This is a genomic window from Collinsella sp. BG-O-102 (assembly GCF_023656745.1).
GTDB lineage: Bacteria > Actinomycetota > Coriobacteriia > Coriobacteriales > Coriobacteriaceae > Collinsella.
On the sequence record NZ_JAMOKO010000001.1, the window covers coordinates 38,968 to 58,840 of the forward strand.

Annotated in this window: 13 protein-coding genes; 10 read left to right on the plus strand and 3 right to left on the minus strand. The window is 61.4% G+C overall.

Going from position 1 to position 19,873, the window contains the following annotated elements; all coding sequences use genetic code 11:
* Window positions 1-38: 38 nt before the first annotated feature.
* The 7 genes from lysS to NBH09_RS00230 all read left to right on the plus strand — a co-directional run bounded on the left by lysS (window position 39) and on the right by NBH09_RS00230 (window position 14,764).
* A complete protein-coding gene (lysS, locus tag NBH09_RS00200) occupies window positions 39-2,003 on the plus strand; it encodes a lysine--tRNA ligase (RefSeq protein WP_250786735.1) in 1,965 nt (654 codons plus the stop codon).
* 429 nt (window positions 2,004-2,432) lie between these two features.
* The gene (locus tag NBH09_RS00205) at window positions 2,433-4,001 is read left to right on the plus strand and encodes a threonine/serine exporter family protein (RefSeq protein ID WP_216596217.1); all 1,569 of its coding nucleotides are present in this window, start codon (window positions 2,433-2,435) and stop codon (window positions 3,999-4,001) included.
* Window positions 4,002-4,314: 313 nt separating this feature from the next.
* Entirely contained in the window at window positions 4,315-4,863 is a 549-nt protein-coding gene (locus NBH09_RS00210; RefSeq protein ID WP_022094319.1) for a DUF2798 domain-containing protein, read from the plus strand.
* A 281-nt stretch (window positions 4,864-5,144) separates the two neighbouring features.
* Complete coding sequence (locus NBH09_RS00215; protein ID WP_250786736.1) at window positions 5,145-9,584, plus strand: acyl-CoA dehydratase activase; 4,440 nt, start codon at window positions 5,145-5,147, stop codon at window positions 9,582-9,584.
* A complete protein-coding gene (locus tag NBH09_RS00220; protein ID WP_055309426.1) occupies window positions 9,568-10,257 on the plus strand; it encodes a TetR/AcrR family transcriptional regulator in 690 nt (229 codons plus the stop codon). Before NBH09_RS00215 ends, NBH09_RS00220 begins: the two co-directional genes overlap by 17 nt.
* Before the next feature lie 192 nt (window positions 10,258-10,449).
* Window positions 10,450-13,092, plus strand: a complete 2,643-nt coding sequence (locus tag NBH09_RS00225; RefSeq protein ID WP_195520834.1) for an ATP-dependent Clp protease ATP-binding subunit — start codon at window positions 10,450-10,452, stop codon at window positions 13,090-13,092.
* Window positions 13,093-13,306: 214 nt separating this feature from the next.
* Window positions 13,307-14,764: an aminoacyl-histidine dipeptidase gene (locus NBH09_RS00230; protein WP_250786737.1), complete on the plus strand. Its 1,458-nt coding sequence runs from the start codon at window positions 13,307-13,309 to the stop codon at window positions 14,762-14,764.
* Window positions 14,765-14,890: 126 nt separating this feature from the next.
* Here NBH09_RS00230 and NBH09_RS00235 read toward each other — a convergent pair whose 3' ends face one another.
* The 3 genes from NBH09_RS00235 to NBH09_RS00245 form a co-directional block, all read right to left on the minus strand.
* Window positions 14,891-16,195, minus strand: a complete 1,305-nt coding sequence (locus NBH09_RS00235) for a type II toxin-antitoxin system HipA family toxin (RefSeq protein ID WP_250786738.1) — start codon at window positions 16,193-16,195, stop codon at window positions 14,891-14,893.
* A 3-nt stretch (window positions 16,196-16,198) separates the two neighbouring features.
* Window positions 16,199-16,669: a helix-turn-helix domain-containing protein gene (locus NBH09_RS00240; RefSeq protein WP_250786739.1), complete on the minus strand. Its 471-nt coding sequence runs from the start codon at window positions 16,667-16,669 to the stop codon at window positions 16,199-16,201.
* A 124-nt stretch (window positions 16,670-16,793) separates the two neighbouring features.
* On the minus strand, window positions 16,794-17,372 hold the full coding sequence (locus tag NBH09_RS00245) for a manganese efflux pump MntP (protein ID WP_250786740.1): 579 nt from the start codon (window positions 17,370-17,372) through the stop codon (window positions 16,794-16,796).
* A gap of 248 nt (window positions 17,373-17,620) precedes the next feature.
* On the opposite strand from NBH09_RS00245, the gene disA reads away from it, so the two are divergent.
* From disA to ispF, 3 genes are read left to right on the plus strand one after another with little or no spacing between them, the layout of a single operon-like run.
* On the plus strand, window positions 17,621-18,661 hold the full coding sequence (gene disA / locus NBH09_RS00250; RefSeq protein ID WP_006234973.1) for a DNA integrity scanning diadenylate cyclase DisA: 1,041 nt from the start codon (window positions 17,621-17,623) through the stop codon (window positions 18,659-18,661).
* Window positions 18,661-19,389 (plus strand): 2-C-methyl-D-erythritol 4-phosphate cytidylyltransferase, encoded by a 729-nt coding sequence (gene ispD, locus NBH09_RS00255; RefSeq protein WP_250786741.1) that lies wholly within the window; start codon window positions 18,661-18,663, stop codon window positions 19,387-19,389. Before disA ends, ispD begins: the two co-directional genes overlap by 1 nt.
* Window positions 19,379-19,873: a 2-C-methyl-D-erythritol 2,4-cyclodiphosphate synthase gene (ispF, locus tag NBH09_RS00260; RefSeq protein WP_006234975.1), complete on the plus strand. Its 495-nt coding sequence runs from the start codon at window positions 19,379-19,381 to the stop codon at window positions 19,871-19,873. Before ispD ends, ispF begins: the two co-directional genes overlap by 11 nt.

Genomic DNA, 19,873 nt, shown 5'->3' on the forward strand with positions numbered 1-19,873 from the left:
CGAATCCTGGGGAGCGTTTTAGTTTGAGGAGCTAACTTATGGCAGAGAACCAGAACGCCGCCGATCAGGCATCGACGCTCAACGACGAGCGCGCCACCCGCCTGGCCAAGCGCGCCGCCCTGTTCGAGGCGGGCCAGAACCCCTATCCCGAGCACTCTGAGCTTGAGGACTACGTCGCCGATATCGAGGCTAAGTACGCCGAGCTTGCCGATGGCGAGGACACCGAGGACATCGTGAAGATCGCTGGCCGTGTGGTCGCCAAGCGCGGTCAGGGCAAGATCATGTTCATCGTCGTGCGCGATGCGACTGCCGAGATTCAGCTGTTCTGCCGCATCAACGACATGGACGAGGCTGCCTGGAGTACGCTCAAGGCCCTCGACCTGGGCGACATCCTGGGCGTGACCGGCGTGGTCGTGCGCACCCAGCGTGGCCAGCTTTCCGTTGCCCCTAAGAGCGCGACCCTGCTTGCCAAGGCCGTTCGTCCGCTGCCCGAGAAGTTCCACGGTCTTTCCGACAAGGAGACCCGCTATCGCCAGCGCTATGTCGACCTGATCGCCAACGACGACGTTCGCGAGACCTTCCGTAAGCGTTCGCAGATTCTCTCCACCTTCCGTCGCTTTATGGAGTCCGACGGCTACATGGAGGTCGAGACCCCCATCCTGCAGACCATCCAAGGCGGCGCTACTGCCAAGCCGTTCATTACCCACTTCAACGCGCTCGATCAGGAGTGCTACCTGCGTATTGCCACCGAGCTGCACCTCAAGCGCTGCATCGTCGGTGGTTTTGAGCGCGTGTTCGAGATCGGCCGCATCTTCCGTAACGAGGGCATGGACCTTACCCACAACCCCGAGTTCACCACGATGGAGGCCTACCGTGCCTTCTCCGACCTCGAGGGCATGAAGGCACTCGCCCAGGGCGTCATTAAGGCGGCTAACAAGGCCATCGGCAACCCCGAGGTCATCGAGTACCAGGGCCAGACCATCGACCTTTCTGGTGAGTGGGCCAGCCGTCCCATGACCGACATCGTCTCCGATGTGCTCGGCAAGCAGGTCACCATCGACACGCCGGTCGAGGAGCTTGCTTCCGCCGCGCGCGAGAAGGGCCTGGAGATTAAGCCCGAGTGGACCGCCGGCAAGATTATCGCCGAGATCTACGATGAGCTGGGCGAGGACACCATCGTCAACCCGACCTTCGTGTGCGATTACCCCATCGAGGTCAGCCCGCTTGCCAAGCGTTTTGAGGACGACCCGCGCCTGACGCACCGCTTTGAGCTGGTTATTGCCGGCCACGAGTACGCCAACGCGTTCTCCGAGCTCAACGACCCGGTCGACCAGGCCGAGCGCTTTGCCGCCCAGATGGCCGAGAAGGCCGGCGGCGACGATGAGGCCATGGAGTATGACGAGGACTACGTGCGCGCCCTCGAGTACGGTATGCCTCCCGCGGGCGGTATTGGCATTGGTATCGACCGCGTGGTCATGCTGCTTACCAACCAGGCTTCTATCCGCGACGTGCTGCTGTTCCCGCACATGAAGCCCGAGAAGGGTTTCCAGTCCGGTGCCGCTGCCGCCAAGGCTGCCGAGGCCGGCAACGCCGCGAACCCATTCGTTAAGTCGCTTAAGCCCACGCTCGATTACTCCAAGATCGCCGTTGAGCCGCTGTTTGAGGAGTTCGTCGACTTTGATACCTTCTCCAAGAGCGACTTCCGCGCTGTGAAGGTCAAGGCATGCGAGGCCGTCAAGAAGTCCAAGAAGCTGCTGAACTTTACGCTCGACGACGGCACCGGCACCGACCGCACCATCCTCTCCGGTATTCACGCTTATTACGAGCCCGAGGACCTGGTTGGCAAGACCTTGCTCGCCATCACCAACCTGCCTCCGCGCAAGATGATGGGTATTCCCAGCTGCGGCATGCTGATCAGCGCTGTCCACGAGGAGGAGGGCGAGGAGCGCCTCAACCTGATCCAGCTCGACGCCTCCATCCCCGCCGGCGCAAAGATGTACTAACTTGTTACGCGGTTCTACGAACCGCGTAACGGCTCGACGCTGCGCGGGCCGCATTTGGACAATCTGACGTTCAACTTCAAGGGCGCGACCTAGGTGGTTACGCGGGTTTGCCAACCCGCGTAACCAGTTGACGCTGCGCGCCGCCCAGGGCGACAATTTGTCATTCAAAAGGCAAGGCATGACCAGAAGGTCTATGCCTTGCCTTTTTCATGCCAACTTGTTCGCCCTGGACGTCGCTCGCTGTCCGTCCTCTACCTGCGGCGTTGACTTGGTTGACACTTAGAACATCGATGTAGTCATTGGGGACGTTCTTAAACGACTGCCCAACGGCTGTTGAGCACATGGCTCGCATGACAGTCGTCTCTTTTATGTTTCCTTTAGCCGTTGCTGCCTAGGATGGGGGTTAGTCGGTAGGAAGGGAGCGTCTATATGGACGACGCGAGCGAGCGTTCAATCGAAGAGGACATGCTCGATCAGTTCAATTACTTTGATGATGAGGACGAGGAGCTGATCGACCGTCGCGAGCCAGCGCCGCTTGATTCCTTTGATCTGGTCGATGAAGAGACTGATGAGGTTGAGGACGAATCAACGGAGCCCCCACAGCCTTCGCGCCTTGACTCGCTGCTTTCGAGAGCCCCCATGCACCACGGCGTTCGTGCCGGCGCGCTCCATATGAAAACTGACTGGCACCAGATCGTGACGGCAGGCGATGAGCTTGCCGTCGATGCGCCGCTCACCGATAAATCATCCATCATCTGCCGCACCGGCATGCTTATGCTGGCAAGCGGAACGGGTGCCTGGCGCGTGCGCGATACCATGAATCGTGTTGCCGCCGTACTCGGTGTCACCATCCACGTTGACTTAAGTCTTCTGTCGTTTGAGTGCACCTGCATCGAAGATGGCCACTGCTTTAACGAGGTTGTCAGCCTGCCCACAACGGGAGTCAATACCCATCGCATTTGGATGATGGAGAGCTTCTTAAAGGAAATCGAGACGTATGGGCGCCGGTTTACCGTGCACGAATACCACGAGATGCTCAAGACCGTTGAGAGTTCAAAACCCGATTACTCTCCCTGGCAACAGGGCCTTGCGGCAGCTTGTGCTTGCGGCGCCTTCGTCTTTTTGCTCGGCGGCGGCCCTATCGAGATGGCCTGCGCGTTTGTGGGCGCGGGTGTCGGCAACTTTGCCCGCTCCCATATTCTCAAGCAAGGCCTTGGTCAGTTCAGCGCGCTGACGACCGGCGTTGCGCTCGCTTGCGTTTCGTATCTGCTGGCATTGCTCGGCCTTGGCCAGGTCATACCGGGGGCAATGTCGCACCAAGAAGGCTATATCGGCGCCATGCTCTTTGTGATTCCCGGCTTTCCGCTCATTACGGCGGGCCTCGACATCGCCAAGCTCGACATGCGAAGCGGTATCGAGCGCCTTTCATATGCCGTATCGATTATTGTGATGGCGACCCTCGTAGGTTGGATGGTTGCCGAGTGTGTTGGCCTGGCGCCGGACGACTTTGCCCCACTGGGCCTTTCGCCGCTTGCCCTTACGCTCCTGCGCGTGGTGATGAGCTTCGTTGGCGTATTCGGCTTCTCGGTGATGTTCAACAGCCCGGTAAAGATGGCCGCGGCAGCTGGGTTGATCGGCGCCGTGTCCAATACCCTGCGTCTGACCCTTGTCGATGCGCCGACGATGATTCCCTTCCTGGGCCTCAGCACGGGAATGCCTCCCGAGGCAGCAGCGTTTATCGGCGCGCTGGTATCGGGGCTGCTCGCAAGCTTGGCTGAAGTCAAGCTCACCTACCCGCGCATCGCCCTCACGGTGCCTTCGATTGTCATTATGGTGCCGGGCTTGTATCTGTATCGCTCGATGTATTACATGTGCACCTTCGACACGGTCAATATGCTCGGCTGGTTTGTGCGCGCAGTGCTCATCGTAGCGTTTCTGCCCGTTGGACTGGGTGTGGCGCGTACGCTCACCGACCCTCGCTGGCGCCACACCAGCTAATTGGTACAAGGGGGACAGGTTACTTTGCACCAAATGAGTTGCGGTGAAATAGGGACTGAATTGCTGCTTAAAGGGTCAAAACAGTCCGTATTCCACCGCAACTTATGGGGTCGGGGGATTATCGGTGCCCTGCATCTTCATAAACTCAACGCTTACGAAGCGCATGCGTTTCGTGCTAGGCTGGTTCCACCACATAAGTAGTCGCAGACGCGCGTACCACGGGCGGGCGAGATGAAGTTCCAACAGCTCCATCTTGCCCGCCCGTTTTTGTTGCGTGGCGCCGCGGTACAACACAGAGAGGAATCTGCCCTTTATGCCTATCAACAAACGAGAGAGCCTGCTGTTCACCTTTATCATGTGCTTTTGCATGGTGCTCTGGATGAGCATCTACAACGTTGCCCTGCAGCACGGGGCCATCAACGGCGAGGTCGTTGCCACTGCGTGGCTCGGCTTCCCCGTTGCCTACATTTTTGCCATGTGCTGCGACTGGTTCGTCGCCAGCCCGCTCGCCAAGGGTTTCGCCTTTAAGTACTTGGTCACGCCGGGCAAGAGCTCGCCACTTGCCATGACGCTCGCCGTCAGCTCCTGCATGGTCGTTCCCATGGTCATCATCATGTCGCTGTACGGTGCCTGTGAGGGTCTGACGCACATGCCCGGCGGCATCCTTGCGAACCTGTATTCCGTGCCCGCGATCTGGATGATCAACATCCCGCATAATTTTGTGATGGCGCTGCCGTGGAACCTTTTGGTAGCCGGTCCGATTTCCCGCTTCGTCTTCCGTCGCGCCTTCCCTGTGGGGACGGTTTTCGAGGAGGAGCATGCCGAGCTCTTGGAGCAGGCTATGGCTCCTGAGTGCGAGTAGCTCGCTTAGGGATCTGCTGAGCGCGGGCGACTTGCTTGGTTGGAGCCCAAAGCGTGGATAGCTCTCTCGGCGACATCGCGGGCGTGAGCGGTGCGCATGACCGGAGGGCCCGTGCTGCTCCGTTGCCCGACGTGCTAGCGCGCAGAACAATCTGTTGGTGCATTCGGCGGCTGCTGAAGCGTTTCGGCAGCCGCTTTTTATACGGAGTTTAAATACAACAGTCTGTTGTATTACGTAGAGTGGTATATCTCTAGCGGGAAAAATGCGAGAGACGGAGCATTATGGCGTTGCTAGTAGGACTGGACGTAGGGTCGACGACGACCAAAGTTTACGCGATGCACGAGGATATGACCGAGGCGTGGTGGGGATATCGCCGCCACGGGGCGTGTCAGACAGCGAGCGTGCGCGCCATGCTCGGCGAGCTCGCCGAGCGCTTTCCCCATGAGTCACTGCGCGTTGCGGTGACCGGCTCGGGTGCGCGCGATATCGCGACCGCGCTGGGCGCCTCGTACGTTCAGGAGGTGGTCGCCAACGCGCTCGCGATCAGCAGGTTCTATCCGCAGACGCGCTGCGCCATCGAGCTGGGCGGCCAAGACGCCAAGATGATCTTCTTCCGCACCAACGATAAGGGAGACATCGAGGTTGCCGACATGCGCATGAACGGCTCGTGCGCAGGCGGTACCGGTGCATTTATCGACGAGATGGCAAAGCTCATGGGGGTCGGCACCGAATCGGGCGAGTTCGAGCAGCTCGCAAGCCGGGGAACGACCGTCCACGAGGTCTCGGGCCGCTGCGGCGTGTACGCAAAGACCGATATCCAGCCGCTGCTCAACGAGGGCATTCCTACCACCGACCTGGCGCTTTCGGCGCTTCACGCGGTCGCCCGCCAAACGATCGGCGGTCTGGCCCAGGGTATCGACATCGAGCCGCCGGTAATCTTCGAGGGCGGTACGCTCGCCTACAACCCCACACTGGTCCGCGTGTTCCGGGAGCAACTGAATCTATCGGACGATCAGGTTATCGTCCCGCGCGATCCGCAGATCATGGTCGCGCGCGGTGCCGCCCTGTCGCTGACCGACATGTTCGCATCGTCCCAACCGATCGACCTTCCCGACGCTTTTGTCCGGCTGGATAAGCTCGAGACGGTCGCGCCCGCAAGCGGGGAGGGACGTCTTGCCCAGCCCTTTTTTGCCACACCTGCCGAGCAGGCGGATTTTACGGCACGCCATGGCAAAGAGACGCCGGCAAAGGGTCCGGATGCGTATGCGCCCGGAGAGACGGTGCGTGTGGCGCTCGGTATCGATTCGGGGAGCACGACGACCAAGTTCGCCCTGGTCGATGAGGCGGGTGAGCTTGTCGATTCGTTCTACGCGTCTAATAACGGCAGACCGCTCGACGTCGCCCAACAGGGTCTTGTCAGCTTGAAGAACCGCTGGGAGACAGCGGGAGTCACGCTTGCGATCGATGCCGTGGGCACCACGGGATACGGCGAGGAGCTTTTCGCGCGCGCGTTCCACGCCGACTACCATACGGTCGAGACGGTCGCGCACGCCCGCGCCGCGTGCGCATGCGTTCCCGATGCGACCTTCGTGCTCGACATCGGCGGACAGGATATGAAGGCCATCTGGCTCAACCACGGCGTGCTGACCGATATCGTCGTCAACGAGGCGTGCTCTGCGGGCTGCGGCTCGTTCCTCGAGGGTTTTGCCAAAAACCTCGGAATAGCCGTTGAGGATATCGCGACCGAGGCATTTTCGTCCAAAGCCCCCGCCGTTCTCGGCAGCCGCTGCACGGTGTTCATGAACAGCAGCGTCGTTTCCGAGCAGCGGCGCGGTAAGGGTCCGGGCGACATCATGGCCGGTCTCTGCCGCTCGATTATCGAGAACGTGTTCACCAAGGTCATTCGCGTTTCAAATCTCAACCGTCTGGGCGACAAAGTCGTCGTCCAGGGCGGCACGTTCCGAAACGACGCGGTGCTGCGCGCATTCGAGCAGTATCTGGGCAAACCCGTCACGCGTGCGCCCCACCCGGGGCTGATGGGCGCTATCGGTATCGCCCTGCTCGCGCGCGAGGAATGCCGCAAGGGCGACGCCGGCACGTCGTTTATCGGGCTCGATGCCGTGGAGCGCTTCGAGCATCGCGAGTTCGGCGGCGTTACCTGCCGTCGGTGCAACAACCGCTGCCAGCGCGCGGTCGTGGCATTTGGCGACGGCTCGCTTTACGTCACGGGCAATCGCTGCCCGCGCGGCGGCGCCATCTCATGGGATGAGCTCGTGCGCGAGGTTCCCGCGGCGGAGGAGCTGCGTCCGCAGGGTGCTTGCGAGGCACAGGCACCCGGCACGGGGCGCGACCGGACCGCGGCTGCCCCCAATCTCTTTGTCGACCGCGAGAAGCTGCTGTTCGAGTCGTACCCCACGGTTCCCGTCAGCGGGGGGCGCGATGTCACGATCGGCATTCCCCGTGTGCTCGAGTTCTGGGACACCATGCCGTTCTGGTCGACGTTCTTCAGCACGCTCGGCTTTAAGGTGCGCGTCTCGGGACGCAGCACCAAGGCGATGTACGAGCGCGGTCTGGCGCACGTCACATCCGACACCGTGTGCTTCCCGGCCAAGCTCGTCCACGGGCACATCCGCAATCTCGTCGACGCCGGCGTCGACCGCATCTTCATGCCCATCATCACGACGGTGCCCACCGAAAACACCGCCTCTACCAGCGAGTGGATGTGCGCCGTCGTAAAGGGATACCCCTACGTGATGCGCAATTCCGATAACCCGGAGGAGCGTTTCGGCGTTCCGTTCGATACGCCGCTGTTCCACTGGTACGACGAGGGCGACCGAAACCGCCAGCTCAAGGCGTGGTGCAAGGAGACCTTCGATATCGATGCCGACCTGGTTGCCAAGGCGACCGAGCAGGCGGACCGCGCGCAGGAGACGTTTGAGAACCAGCTGCAGCTGCGCGGCAGGCAGGTGCTCGAGAACGTGCACGAGGACGGCGGCTACGCGGTGGTGATCGCTTCGCGCCCGTACCACAACGACCCGCTGGTCAACCATGGGCTGCCCAAGCTCTTCTCTGAGCGCGGCATCCCCGTGCTGACGCCCGATGCGGTGCCGGGGGTCTGCAACGTCGATCTTTCCAACAGCCGCATCGACATCGTGAACAACTATCATGCGCGCATGCTGTCGTGCGCGGTCATCGTCGCATCGACGCCCGAGCTCGAGCTCGTGCAGATGGGCAGCTTCGGCTGCGGCCACGATGCGTATCTCACCGACGAGATCGCGCGCATGATGGGCGAGATGGGCTCCAAGGTTCCGATGATGATCAAGCTCGATGAGAGCGACGTCGCCGGTCCCATGGGCATTCGCGTGCGTTCGTTTATCGAGTCGGTCAACCGTCGTCGCGCGGAGGAGCGTGCCGAGGGCGCCCGGGTGCACGCGGTCCATCCGCTCGACGACCCGTATAAGGTCAAGTACACCAAGCGCGACCGGCACGACAAGATCGCGCTGGTCCCCAACACCTCCCATGCGTTCTGCAGGCTCATGACCGCGGCGATGCGCAATCAGGGCGTGCGCGCCGAGGCCCTTGATATCGGGCGCGAGGATGCCATCCGCCTGGGCAAACGCTATGTGCACAACGACATCTGCTTCCCCGCGCAAATCGTGATCGGCGAGGCGCTCGCGGCACTCGAGAGCGGTAAGTACGACCCGCACGACGTCGCCGTGGTGACTGGCAAGTATATCGGCGACTGCCGCCTGACGCACTACATGCCCCTGCTGCGCCGCGCGCTCGACGACGCGGGATACGACTATGTCCCGGTGCTCACCAACGACGACGTCGATGCCCACAATGCGCATCCGGGCTTCAAGCTCGGCCTTGGCCCGAGCATCCAGATCGCCTACGGTCTTCCCATGATCGATGCCCTCGAGGCCATGCTTAGGCGCATCCGTCCCTACGAGCTCGAGAAGGGCGCGGCGGACGCTGCGTTCGACCGCGCGCTCGATGAGGTTATCGAGGGCATGGAGCGCTCCGGGCTGAGAGGCCAGGCGACGGGCTTCAAACGCGCGCTTGCGATCATGGACGCCGTTCCGTACGACCGCTCGAACCCGCATCCGACCGTTCTCATCGTGGGCGAGTACCTGCTCAATTTCCATCTCGGCGCCAACCACGAGATCGAGCGCTACCTCGAGGACAACGGGCTCGAGGTCATCGAGGCGCGCATGACCGACGTGATCCGCAAGACCTATTTCTACAAGCATGCGCAGTCGCGCGAGTTCCACGTCGACCTGTCGCTGCCCGAAAAGGCCTGGTACGCCACGGCGGACAACCTGTTCGAGCTCGCGCACGACCGTTGCGACCGCCTGGGCGCGGCGAGCCCGCTCTACGAGCCGCCGACGCGCATGCCCGAGCTCGTGCGCGCGAGCGATAAGATCCTGCACCATACGTTCGATGCGGGCGAGGGCGTGCTGATTCCGGCGGAGATTCTCGAGCACGCCAAGCGCGGCTGCCGCAACTTCGTGATCCTGCAGCCGTTCGGGTGTCTGCCCAACCATGTCGTGGGGCGCGGGCTCATCCATGCGCTCAAGAAGCAGTATCCCACGGCGCAGTTCCTACCGCTCGACTACGATCCCGACGTGAGCTTCGCCAACGTGGAGAACCGTCTTCAGATGCTCATCATGAACGCCAAGGCGCAGGGGTGCGGTGAGGCGCATGGCGAGACCGCGTAAGGACGCCGATGCGCCCGATGCACGCACCCGTATCATCGAGGCGTTTTGGGAGCTCATCGAGAACAACAGCATCTTCGAGCTGTCGGTTGGCGAGGTGACCCGCGCCGCCCAGTGCAATCGCGGAACGTTTTACTACTATTTTCACGATTTCGATGAACTCGTCGCCATCGCCATAGCCCAGCTGCTGCAGGATAACGAGCTCATCACCGATGCCCTCTGGCATTTTTCGAGCGAGGGCGACCTTTCGGCGTTCGACCGGCGCGACGTCCGCTGCCTGCTGCGGCGCATCGTCATCACCATGAGGGCGGGTGCCGCCGAGCAGGTCGTGCAGGGCATCCATACGATCATCATCGACCGCGTGAGAGAGATCGTCCACCCCGACGGAGAAGAGCTCAAGGCAGATTCGAGCTTTGCGGTGGGCTTTCTGGTCTCGGGCATCATGGGCTTTGTGATGGCGGTCGGCTTTGCCCGGGAGGGCGGCGAGGAGATAGACCTCGAGCAGCCGGGGGACAGCGCGTGCGCGTACCTGAGGGCGGTCGCCATGCAGACGGTGGAAACGGTCGCGCAAGTCGAGGGCGTCGATACATCCGAGCTGCTCGAACGCGTCTCCAAGGAGGCCGATGCCTATCGCGCATCGCGTGCGACGAGTCCCGACGTGGTGAAAGACGCCTAGGGTTTCTCTTGCGGGGCGCCTGTCGCGCATCGCGCGGTGAGTCCCGCGATGCGGTCATAACCTGCATTCATGTGAGCCGGGTTTATAGATATTCCTCCAGCTGTTAACATAGACAACCTGTGGGTAAAGAGACAAAAGCGCCGCCGACGGGCGGGCGTTTTGATTTCGATGAACTCATGTAAGGAAACGAGCATGTTAGATAGATTTACCGATCGAGCGCGCAAGGTCATGTCGATGGCCAAACAGGAGGCGCTCGATCTGCACTCAAATAAGGTGGGCACCGAGCACCTGCTGCTCGCACTCGCCAAGGAGGACGAGGGCATCGCTGCCGAGGCGCTGCGCTCGCTTGATATCTCCTACGACGACATCATGGACACCCTCAAGGAGGTCCAGACCACGGTTCCCGAGCCCAGCGAGGAGACCGAGGCTGCCAAGCTTGCCTTTACGCCGCTCGTCATTAGCGTGATGGAGCGCTCCTTCCGCGTGGCACGTGAGAACAACCAGACCTACGTGTCGACCGAGCACTTGCTGATTGGCATCGTCGAAGAGGGTAACGGCATGGCCATGGACATCCTCATGCGCCTGGGTGTGTCGTCCGCCTCCATCAAAAAGGCTATCGAGAAACTTACCGCCAAGGACCAGGACAAGAAGCGTCCGCTCGCCGGCGCCGGTGCCGGGCGTCCCGGTGCGGGCCTGCCGTTCTTTAGCGGCTCGGACGCGTCGCAGCAAAAGGGGAGCGGCACCGATACGCTTAAGCAGTTCGCCACCAACCTTACGCAGAAGGCGCGCGACGGCGAGCTCGACCCTGTAATTGGTCGCGAAAAGGAAGTCCAGCGTATGATGGAGATCCTTTCGCGTCGCACCAAGAACAATCCGCTTATCTTGGGCGACCCCGGCGTGGGCAAGACGGCCATCGTCGAGGGTCTGGCTCAGCAGATTGCAGCTGGCAACGTGCCCGAGAACCTTATGAACCAGAACATCTGGACGCTCGACCTGCCGGGCCTCGTTGCGGGCGCCAAGTATCGCGGTGAGTTTGAGGAGCGCCTCAAGAACGTGATCCAGGAGGCCACCGAAGCTGACGACGTCATCCTGTTTATTGACGAGATGCACACCATCATCGGTGCCGGCTCTGCCGAGGGCTCCATCGACGCGAGCTCCATGCTCAAGCCCGTGCTCGCGCGCGGTGCCTTCCAGATTATCGGCGCCACCACGGCCGAGGAATTCCGCAAGTACCTCACCAAGGACCCGGCCTTCGAGCGTCGCTTCCAGACCATCGATGTCGAGGAGCCGAGCGTCGAGGACACGGTCAAGATCCTGACCGCGCTCAAGCCGCGCTACGAGGAGCACCACCATGTGCGCTATACGCAGGGTGCTATCGAGGCCGCCGCGAACCTCTCCGACCGCTACATCCAGGATCGCTTCCTGCCCGATAAGGCCATCGACCTCATTGACGAGGCCGGCGCCCGCGCCCGCATCGCCGCCAACCGCGCGCCCGAGCCGGTGCGCGAGGCCGAGCATCGCGTGGAGGAGCTTAAGGCCGCCGCGCAGGAGGCCACCGAGAGCGACGACATGAACAAGGCCGCCGAGATCACCGAGCAGCAAAAGGCTGCCGAGATTGAGCTCGCCGAGGCCAAGGCTGCCTGGACCGCCGAGCTCGACGCCAGCCCGCTCACCATCGATGTCTCCCAGATTGCCGACATCGTGTCCGTGACCTCGGGCGTGCCGGTGTCCTCGCTCACCGAGAGCGAGAGCCGCCGCCTGCTGCAGGCCGAAAGCGTGCTCAAGACGCGCATCATCGGTCAGGACGAGGCCGTCGAGGCCGTTGCCAAGGCCGTGCGCCGCAGCCGCTCGCCGCTCAAGGACCCGCGTCGCCCCGGCGGCAGCTTTATCTTCCTGGGCCCCACCGGCACGGGCAAAACCGAGCTCGCCAAGACGCTCGCCGAGTATCTCTTTGGCAGCAAGGACGCGCTCATCAGCTTCGATATGTCGGAGTTTGGCAGTGAGTTCGAGGTCTCCAAGCTCATCGGTAGCCCCCCGGGCTATGTGGGCCACGACGAGGGCGGCCAGCTCACCAAGGCCGTTCGTCGTCACCCGTACTCGGTCGTGCTGTTCGACGAGATCGAGAAGGCGCACCCCGATATCTTCAACATCTTGCTGCAGGTGCTGGAGGAGGGCCGCCTGACCGATAGCCAGGGCAAGACGGTCGACTTCCGCAACACCGTGATCATCATGACGTCCAACGTGGGCGCCCGCGAGATTGCGCAGGATGCGAGCGTTGGCTTTGGCACCACCGGCGAGCAGGGTCTCACGTCGAGTGAGATCCGTGGTCGCGCGATGGGCGAGCTCAAGCGCCTGTTCCGCCCCGAGCTGCTCAACCGTATCGACGACATTGTGGTGTTCCAGAAGCTCTCGGGCGAGAATCTCACCAAGATCGCGCACCTGCTGGTGGACGACCTGCGTCAGCGTTTGATTGCCAACGGCATGAACATCAAGCTCACCGATGCGGCCTATGACAAGATCGTGGCCGAGGGCACCGACCTCACCAACGGTGCGCGTCCGCTGCGCCGCGCCATTCAAAAGCTCATCGAGGACCCGCTGTCCGAGGAGCTCCTGGCCGGCGAGTGGGGCGAGGGCGATACCGTCCTGTGCGACGTGGCCGATGGCAAGTTTGTCTTTAGCCGCGGCACGGGCGAGATCCCGGCACCGCGTCCGGCGGGCACGCTTGGTGGCGATACCGCCCCGGCGGTACCGCACACCGGCAACGCCGCGCCCGTGAGCGGCGGCGTGACCTCGGGCCCCGGCGGCATGATGCAAGCCGGTTCCGGCGCGCTGTAGGGCGTGGCGACAATTTGATACGCGCAATCGAGGCGCTCCGGAAAGGGCGCCTCGATTTGTAGAGCTGCGGAAGTTGTGACCGTTACGCTATACGGTCCACCGTTAGCCGATGATGCGAGGGCGCTCGGCGTTTTCGACTGGTTTATGCACGCAAAGTCTGGGAATATACAAGTCGCATGTCTTACTGTCTAACCAGTTGCGCCAAGGAGGCACCATGGACTACAAGATTACCGGCTACGAGCCCGCCCAGCTGTTCCATTTCTTTGAGGAGGTCAGCGCGATCCCCCGTGGGTCTGGCAACGAGAAGGGCATCAGCGATTTCCTGGTTGCGTTTGCCAAGGAGCGCGGTCTCGATGTGTACCAGGACGAGGTCTACAACGTCATCATTCGCAAGCCCGCATCTGCCGGTGCCGAGAATGCCCCGACCGTGATGCTGCAGGGCCACATCGATATGGTGTGCGACAAGTTGGGCTCCGTTGAGCACGACTTTACGACCGATGGTATCGACCTGGTCGTCAAGGACGGCGTCCTCACCGCTAACGGCACCACTCTGGGCGCCGACAACGGTATTGCCGTCGCGCTTATGCTTACCGTGCTCAACGACGATTCGATTACCCATCCGGCCCTCGAGTGCGTGTTCACCACCGACGAGGAGACTGGCCTGGTCGGCGCCGAGACGCTCGACAAGTCCCAGATTAGCGCCCGCACCATGATCAACCTTGACTCCGAGGAAGAGGGCGTTGCCACCGTCAGCTGTGCCGGCGGCGTCGTCGTTACCTACACCTGCCCGATCGCGCGCGAGCACAAGACCGGTAGCACCCTCACGCTCGACATCTCCGGCCTGCTGGGCGGCCACTCCGGCAGCGATATCAACCTGGAGCGCGGCAACGGCAACCTCATCATGGCCCGCATCATCGACCGCCTGATGGTTGCCGGCGAGCCCGCCATCGTTAGCTTTAACGGCGGCACCAAGGACAACGCCATCAACCGTGAGTGCAAGGCCGAGCTGGTCTACGCCGACCACGCTGCAGCCGAGGCCGCGGCCCAGATCGCAAAGGGCATCATCGCCGACGTTACTGCCGAGCTCGAGGTCTTCGACCCCGGCTTTACCTGCACGGTTGAGATTGCCGACAACACTGAGGTCGAGGCCATGGACGAAAAGTCCGCACTTGCCCTTATTCGCGCTCTGCGTCTTGCCCCCAACGGTGTGATCCGCCGCAATGTCGCCACCGACGGCTCCGTCGAGGTTTCCTCCAACATCGGCGTGGTTGCCACCTCTGACGACCAAGTCAAGATCATGCTGTCCCCGCGCTCCTCGATCACCTCGCTGCAGAACGAGTTCAAGGACCGCCTGCAGACGCTGGCCGATGTCCTGGGATTCGACGCCAAGTTTGAGTTCGAGTATCCCGGCTGGAGCTATGCCGAGCATTCGCCGGTCCGCGACATCTTTGTCGAGAGCTATCGCGAGCTCTTTGGCTCCGAGCTACGAATCGAGTCCATTCACGCCGGCCTTGAGTGCGGCCTGTTTGCCGAGGCCCTGCACGGCCTGGACGCCATCGCCGTGGGCCCGACGCTCTCCGATGTCCACACCCCGGACGAGAGCATGGAGCTCGCTTCTGCCGAGCGCTTCTACGAGCTGCTCATCGACGTCCTCAAGCGCCTCGCTGCGTAAAGGTTGCGCTAGCAGCAGTCCGAGCCACGTGCTGGTGGATTGCAAATGACATTATGAGAGGGGGCACCCGAGCTTTTGCGACGGGTGCCTCCTCTCTTCTTTTGGGAAATGGGAGATTACGGACACCTAGCCCATATCCGCCTTGATGAGGTCGAGGGTGCGCTGGCAGTTTTCGCAGACGGGGCCGAGCATATGCTCGCGCAGGTCCGCCATGCCGGGCAGGTCGGCGTATTCGTCCATGACCTCTTCCATGCAAATGGGTACCTCGTAGGCGAGGTCCATCATGGTCGCAAAGCAAAACTTCTCGGATAGCCCGGCATCGGTGAGCGCCGCCTCCAGCGCGGGGTCGCCCATACCGTGGTATCGGCGGATAGCGCCTGGACCGATGCGCCCCACACGATTTTCGCCGCCAACGCTCATGGCAAGGCGCGCTTTTCGCCGCATGCGTTCGTATGCCAGCCCCGATGCAACGTCATACATACGGGCCATCATAGCTGTGCTGCCGTTTCCAAGAAGCAGGGAATAGTTCTTCGCATGCGCGTCCGGTGCGCCGATGATGGCGTTAAAGAAAAGTATCTGCGTAAACAGATACAGGTTAAGTTGATGATGGCTCGTGTTGACGAGGAGTTCCTGAATGTCGCGTGCGGTCGGGCCACCGTCTGCCGTGTACTTTTGAGCGGGCATCACTCCAAGGGCCTGACAGAGGTCTTCTTGGTGTAGACGCATGATTGTTCCGTCTTTGGCTTTCACACGGTCATAGCGTTCAACAATGAGGGCGGGTTCGTCCTCAAATAAGCGATACTCAACGTTCGCCGTTGCGATACCCGCGCGCTGGGCGCTTTTCATGCAGACAAACTCATTAAGAGCTTCAAGTTTAAATCCGATAACGCCATTTTTGAAAATATGCGTCGTGGGCGAGGAACCTACGCATTCGCACCAGCGACCGTCTATGAGCGCGAGTGCGAACTTGCCCTGGTTGCCTCCAAGTGACCAACTTTCATCTAGGCCCATCCACGATGCCTCGCGGTCATCCCTGATCGACTTGAGGCGCAAGGCAATCTCGTGGTCGTCTATAGGGCGGTATTCGCCAGTGCGATGCAAGGCGGCGTCGATATCTTCTTCGGCGCAAAACTGCACTCCGCCCGGACAGTCGAGTCCGATATGGCTGAGCAGCGCAACGGGATTATTGGGCCTGGCGTCGAATTCGGCGGCAATCGCTTTTCGTTGGTCCTCGCTGTCGGGCAGAAGGCCAAACAAGTACGGATTCATGACCTGTTGGCCGTATGTGCGATTTGATACGGGAATGTTGGTCGATAGGGCTGGCCCGTCATAGTCATGATCGTAGGTAAAGCTGATAAGACCGTTCTCATCTTGCGTGAGCGTTCCCGCAGGTACGCCGCAAATAATGGTCCGAAGTGATGTTCTGGCCATTGGCTATTTCCCTTCGGGCTTGGTTTGGTTAGATGCGTTTGCGGCAATCGAGACTCCGAGATTGGACATGGCGAAATCGGCGAAGACCTCGTCGTAGAGTGCGGATGTAAAGGGGGCATCTGCAAGAGCCGGAATGGCGGTACTACGACGGTTGCGATGATGAGGACGTTGAGTGTGATGGCGCCTGGGGATGCTGCGAGGCAGCGGATTGGCATGCGGGGCGTCGACTGGTCGCTCGTTTTTTGCTTCGCCTATATCCCCTTGAGCGGCGAGCGCCAGTCCGAGAGCATTGAAGATTGCCAATAGCTTGTCGAGTCGAATGCCGGTGGCATCTCCTAGCTCGAGCGATGCGAGCAGGCGCTCCGAAACACCGGCTTTTTTAGCGAGGGCCGCACGGGTGATTCCCTGTGACTCGCGTGCCTGGCGCACGTAGATGCCAGCTTGGCGCGGCGTGGTGATGGGAAGGGTATCCACGGCAATCTCCTAACGTGCAGACTTTTGCATATCAGTATGACATGCAAAAGTCTGCACGAAAAGGCCTTATGCAAAACTCTGCATGAGACTTCCACGTTGACGTTGAGCTTATGAGAGGCGTTTTTTATATCGCGAGGATCCCCAGATGCTCAAGCAGAATCTTGAGGCCGATGAGGATGAGCACGACGCCGCCCACGATGGTGGCAGGCTTTTCGTAGCGCGCGCCAAAGGTATGGCCGATCGCCACGCCGGCGACGGAGAAGATAAACGTTGTGACGCCGATAAGCGATACAGCGGGCACGATGTCAACCGAGAGCGCCGCAAACGAGATGCCTACGGCCAGGGCGTCAATCGAGGTGGCAATGGCGAGAACCAGGTATTCTACCAGGTCAATCTTCTCGGCATTCTTGTTGTCGCTCTCGCCCTCGTCCTCGGTAAAGGCCTCCCACAGCATCTTGCCGCCGATGAAGGCCAAAAGGATAAAGGCGATCCAATGGTCGATGGGCCCGATGATGCCCATGAATTGACTGCCGAGCGCCCATCCGATCACGGGCATGCCGGCCTGAAAGCCGCCAAAGAACAGGCCGAGCACTACGGCGACTTTAAGGTTGATCTTTTTCATGCCGAGACCCTTGCAGATGGAAACGGCAAAGGCGTCCATCGAAAGGCCAACGGCGAGCAACACGAGCTCTGCGAGTCCCATAGTCTGGCTCCCTCTCTGCGGGCGAGCCCGATTACGCGACTACTCCCTCATTTATATGAGACCCGATGCTACCACATGAGCAGTCAAAGGAGCCCCGTCCCAAATGAGCTACCTAAGCGGCGTTCGCTCATTCTGTAAGCATCTGATTTCGCGAGCGTGGCGGTGGCAAACCGTGAGAAACTATTTAGCGTTTATGGAGCGTATAGGATGGGAGCGATGCCTTGGATAAGAACGAGCTGCAAAAGCGTATGGAACAGGCCATCCGCCTGACGGCACCTGGTCAGCCGATCCGCACCGCCCTCGACATGATCATCGCCGGTCACCTGGGCGCCCTTATCTGCGTCGGCGACACCGAAAACGTGCTCGCTGCCGGTAACGACGGCTTCCCGCTCAACATTTCGTTCACCTCGAACCGTCTGTTCGAGCTCTCCAAGATGGACGGTGCCATCGTCATCGACGGTGACCTCACCCAAATCCTGCGCGCCAACTTCCACCTCAATCCCGATCCCTCGCTTGCCACGAGCGAGACGGGTATGCGTCACCGCACCGCCGCTCGCATGTCGGTGCTCACGGATGCCATCGTGATCTCGGTCTCGGCCCGTCGTGCCGTTGTCAACGTGTACGTTCACGGCAAGAGCTACGAGATCCAGCCCGTTACCACCATCATGAGCTCGGTCAACCAACTCGTCGCCACGCTCCAGACCACCCGTCAGTCGCTCGATCGCTCCCTGCTGCGCCTGACGGCCCTCGAGCTCGATGACTACGTTACGCTCGCCGACATTACCGGTATTTTCTCGAGCTTCGAGATCATGCAGCAGGCAAAGACCGAGCTTAAGGATTGCATTGTCAAGCTGGGCAACCAGGGCAAGCTCGTGCAGATGCAGCTCGAGCAGCTCGCCGGCTCCAGCATGGATACCGAGTACGACCTGATGATTCGCGACTACGCGAGCGACTCCTCCGAGGCAAACGCCGAGAAGATTCGCGCTGAGCTTGCCCGTATGACGCCCAAGGACTTGTCCGACCCGCAGCATGTGGCGGCGGTTCTGGGCTACGACGACCTGGACGAGGACTCCGTCATGACGCCGTTGGGCCTGCGCACGCTTTCGCGCGTGTCCGTCGTGCGCGACGGCGTGGCCGAGAAGATTGTCGACGAGTACGGCTCGCTGCAGGAGCTCATGGATGACATCAGCGAGGACCCGGAGCGCCTGGGCGACTTTGGCGTCAACAACCCTGCCATTCTTGCGGACTCGCTGTACCGCATGAAGGGCACCAAACAGGGGAACGCATAATGGCGCCCGTATGCGCCGTGGTCGTTGCCGGCGGCAGCGGCCAGCGCTTTGGAAATCCCGGCGGCAAGCAGCTCGTCAATGTAGCGGGTCGTCCGCTTATGAGCTGGTCCATCCGCGCATTTGACCGTAGCGATAAGGTCGGCCACATCGTCGTGGTTTGCCCTGCCGAGCGTCGTGCCGAGATGCGCCGCCTGGCCATCGACCCGTTTGACTATGACACGCCTATCAGTTTTGCCGATGCCGGCAATACCCGTCAGGATTCCACCCGTGCCGGCGTGCATGCGGTTCCGGCGGGTTTCGAATACGCCGCCATCCACGACGGCGCCCGTCCGCTCATTACGACCGAGGCCATCGATCATGCGATCGACGTGCTCGTGAGCGACCGCGCCCTCGACGGTGTCGTGTGCGGTCAGCCCGCGATCGACACGCTCAAAATCGTCGATGGCGATAATATCGTCGAGACACCGCCACGCGAGCTGTACTGGGCCGCGCAGACGCCGCAGATCTTTAGTGTCGACGCCATGAAGCGCGCCCATGCCGCAGCGATTGCCGAGGGCTTTATCGGCACGGACGATTCGTCGCTGGTCGAGCGCATGGGTGGGCGTGTCCGCTGCGTCCAGAGCCCACGCGACAACCTTAAGGTGACGGTACCCGAGGACTTGCGTCCCGTAACCGCGATTCTGCTCGGTCGCATGGCCGAGGGAGAGGACCTTCCCCATGTTCAGTAACCTGCGCATTGGCCACGGCTACGACGTCCACCGTTTGGTGGAGGGGCGTCGATGTATTATCGGCGGGGTCGACATTCCCTACGAGCGCGGCCTGCTGGGCCACTCGGATGCCGATGTGCTCGCGCACGCCTTGGCCGACGCCATTCTGGGCGCCTGCCGCGGGGGAGACATCGGCAAGCTATTCCCTGACACCGATCCCGCCTACGAGGGTGCCGACTCGATGGTGCTGCTTGCCCGCGTAATGGACTATGCGCGCGAGCTGGGCTTTGAGTTTGTCGATGCCGACTGTACCATTGCCTGCCAGCAGCCCAAGATCACCCCGCACCGCGATGCCATGCGCGCCAACCTCGCCCATGCTCTGGGCGTTGACGTCGAAAACGTGGGCGTCGCCGCCACTACGACCGAAAAGCTCGGCTGGGAAGGCCAAGGCGAGGGAATTGGCGCCTGGGCCGTCTGCCTGCTACAGAAAACTGTTAAGGAGTAA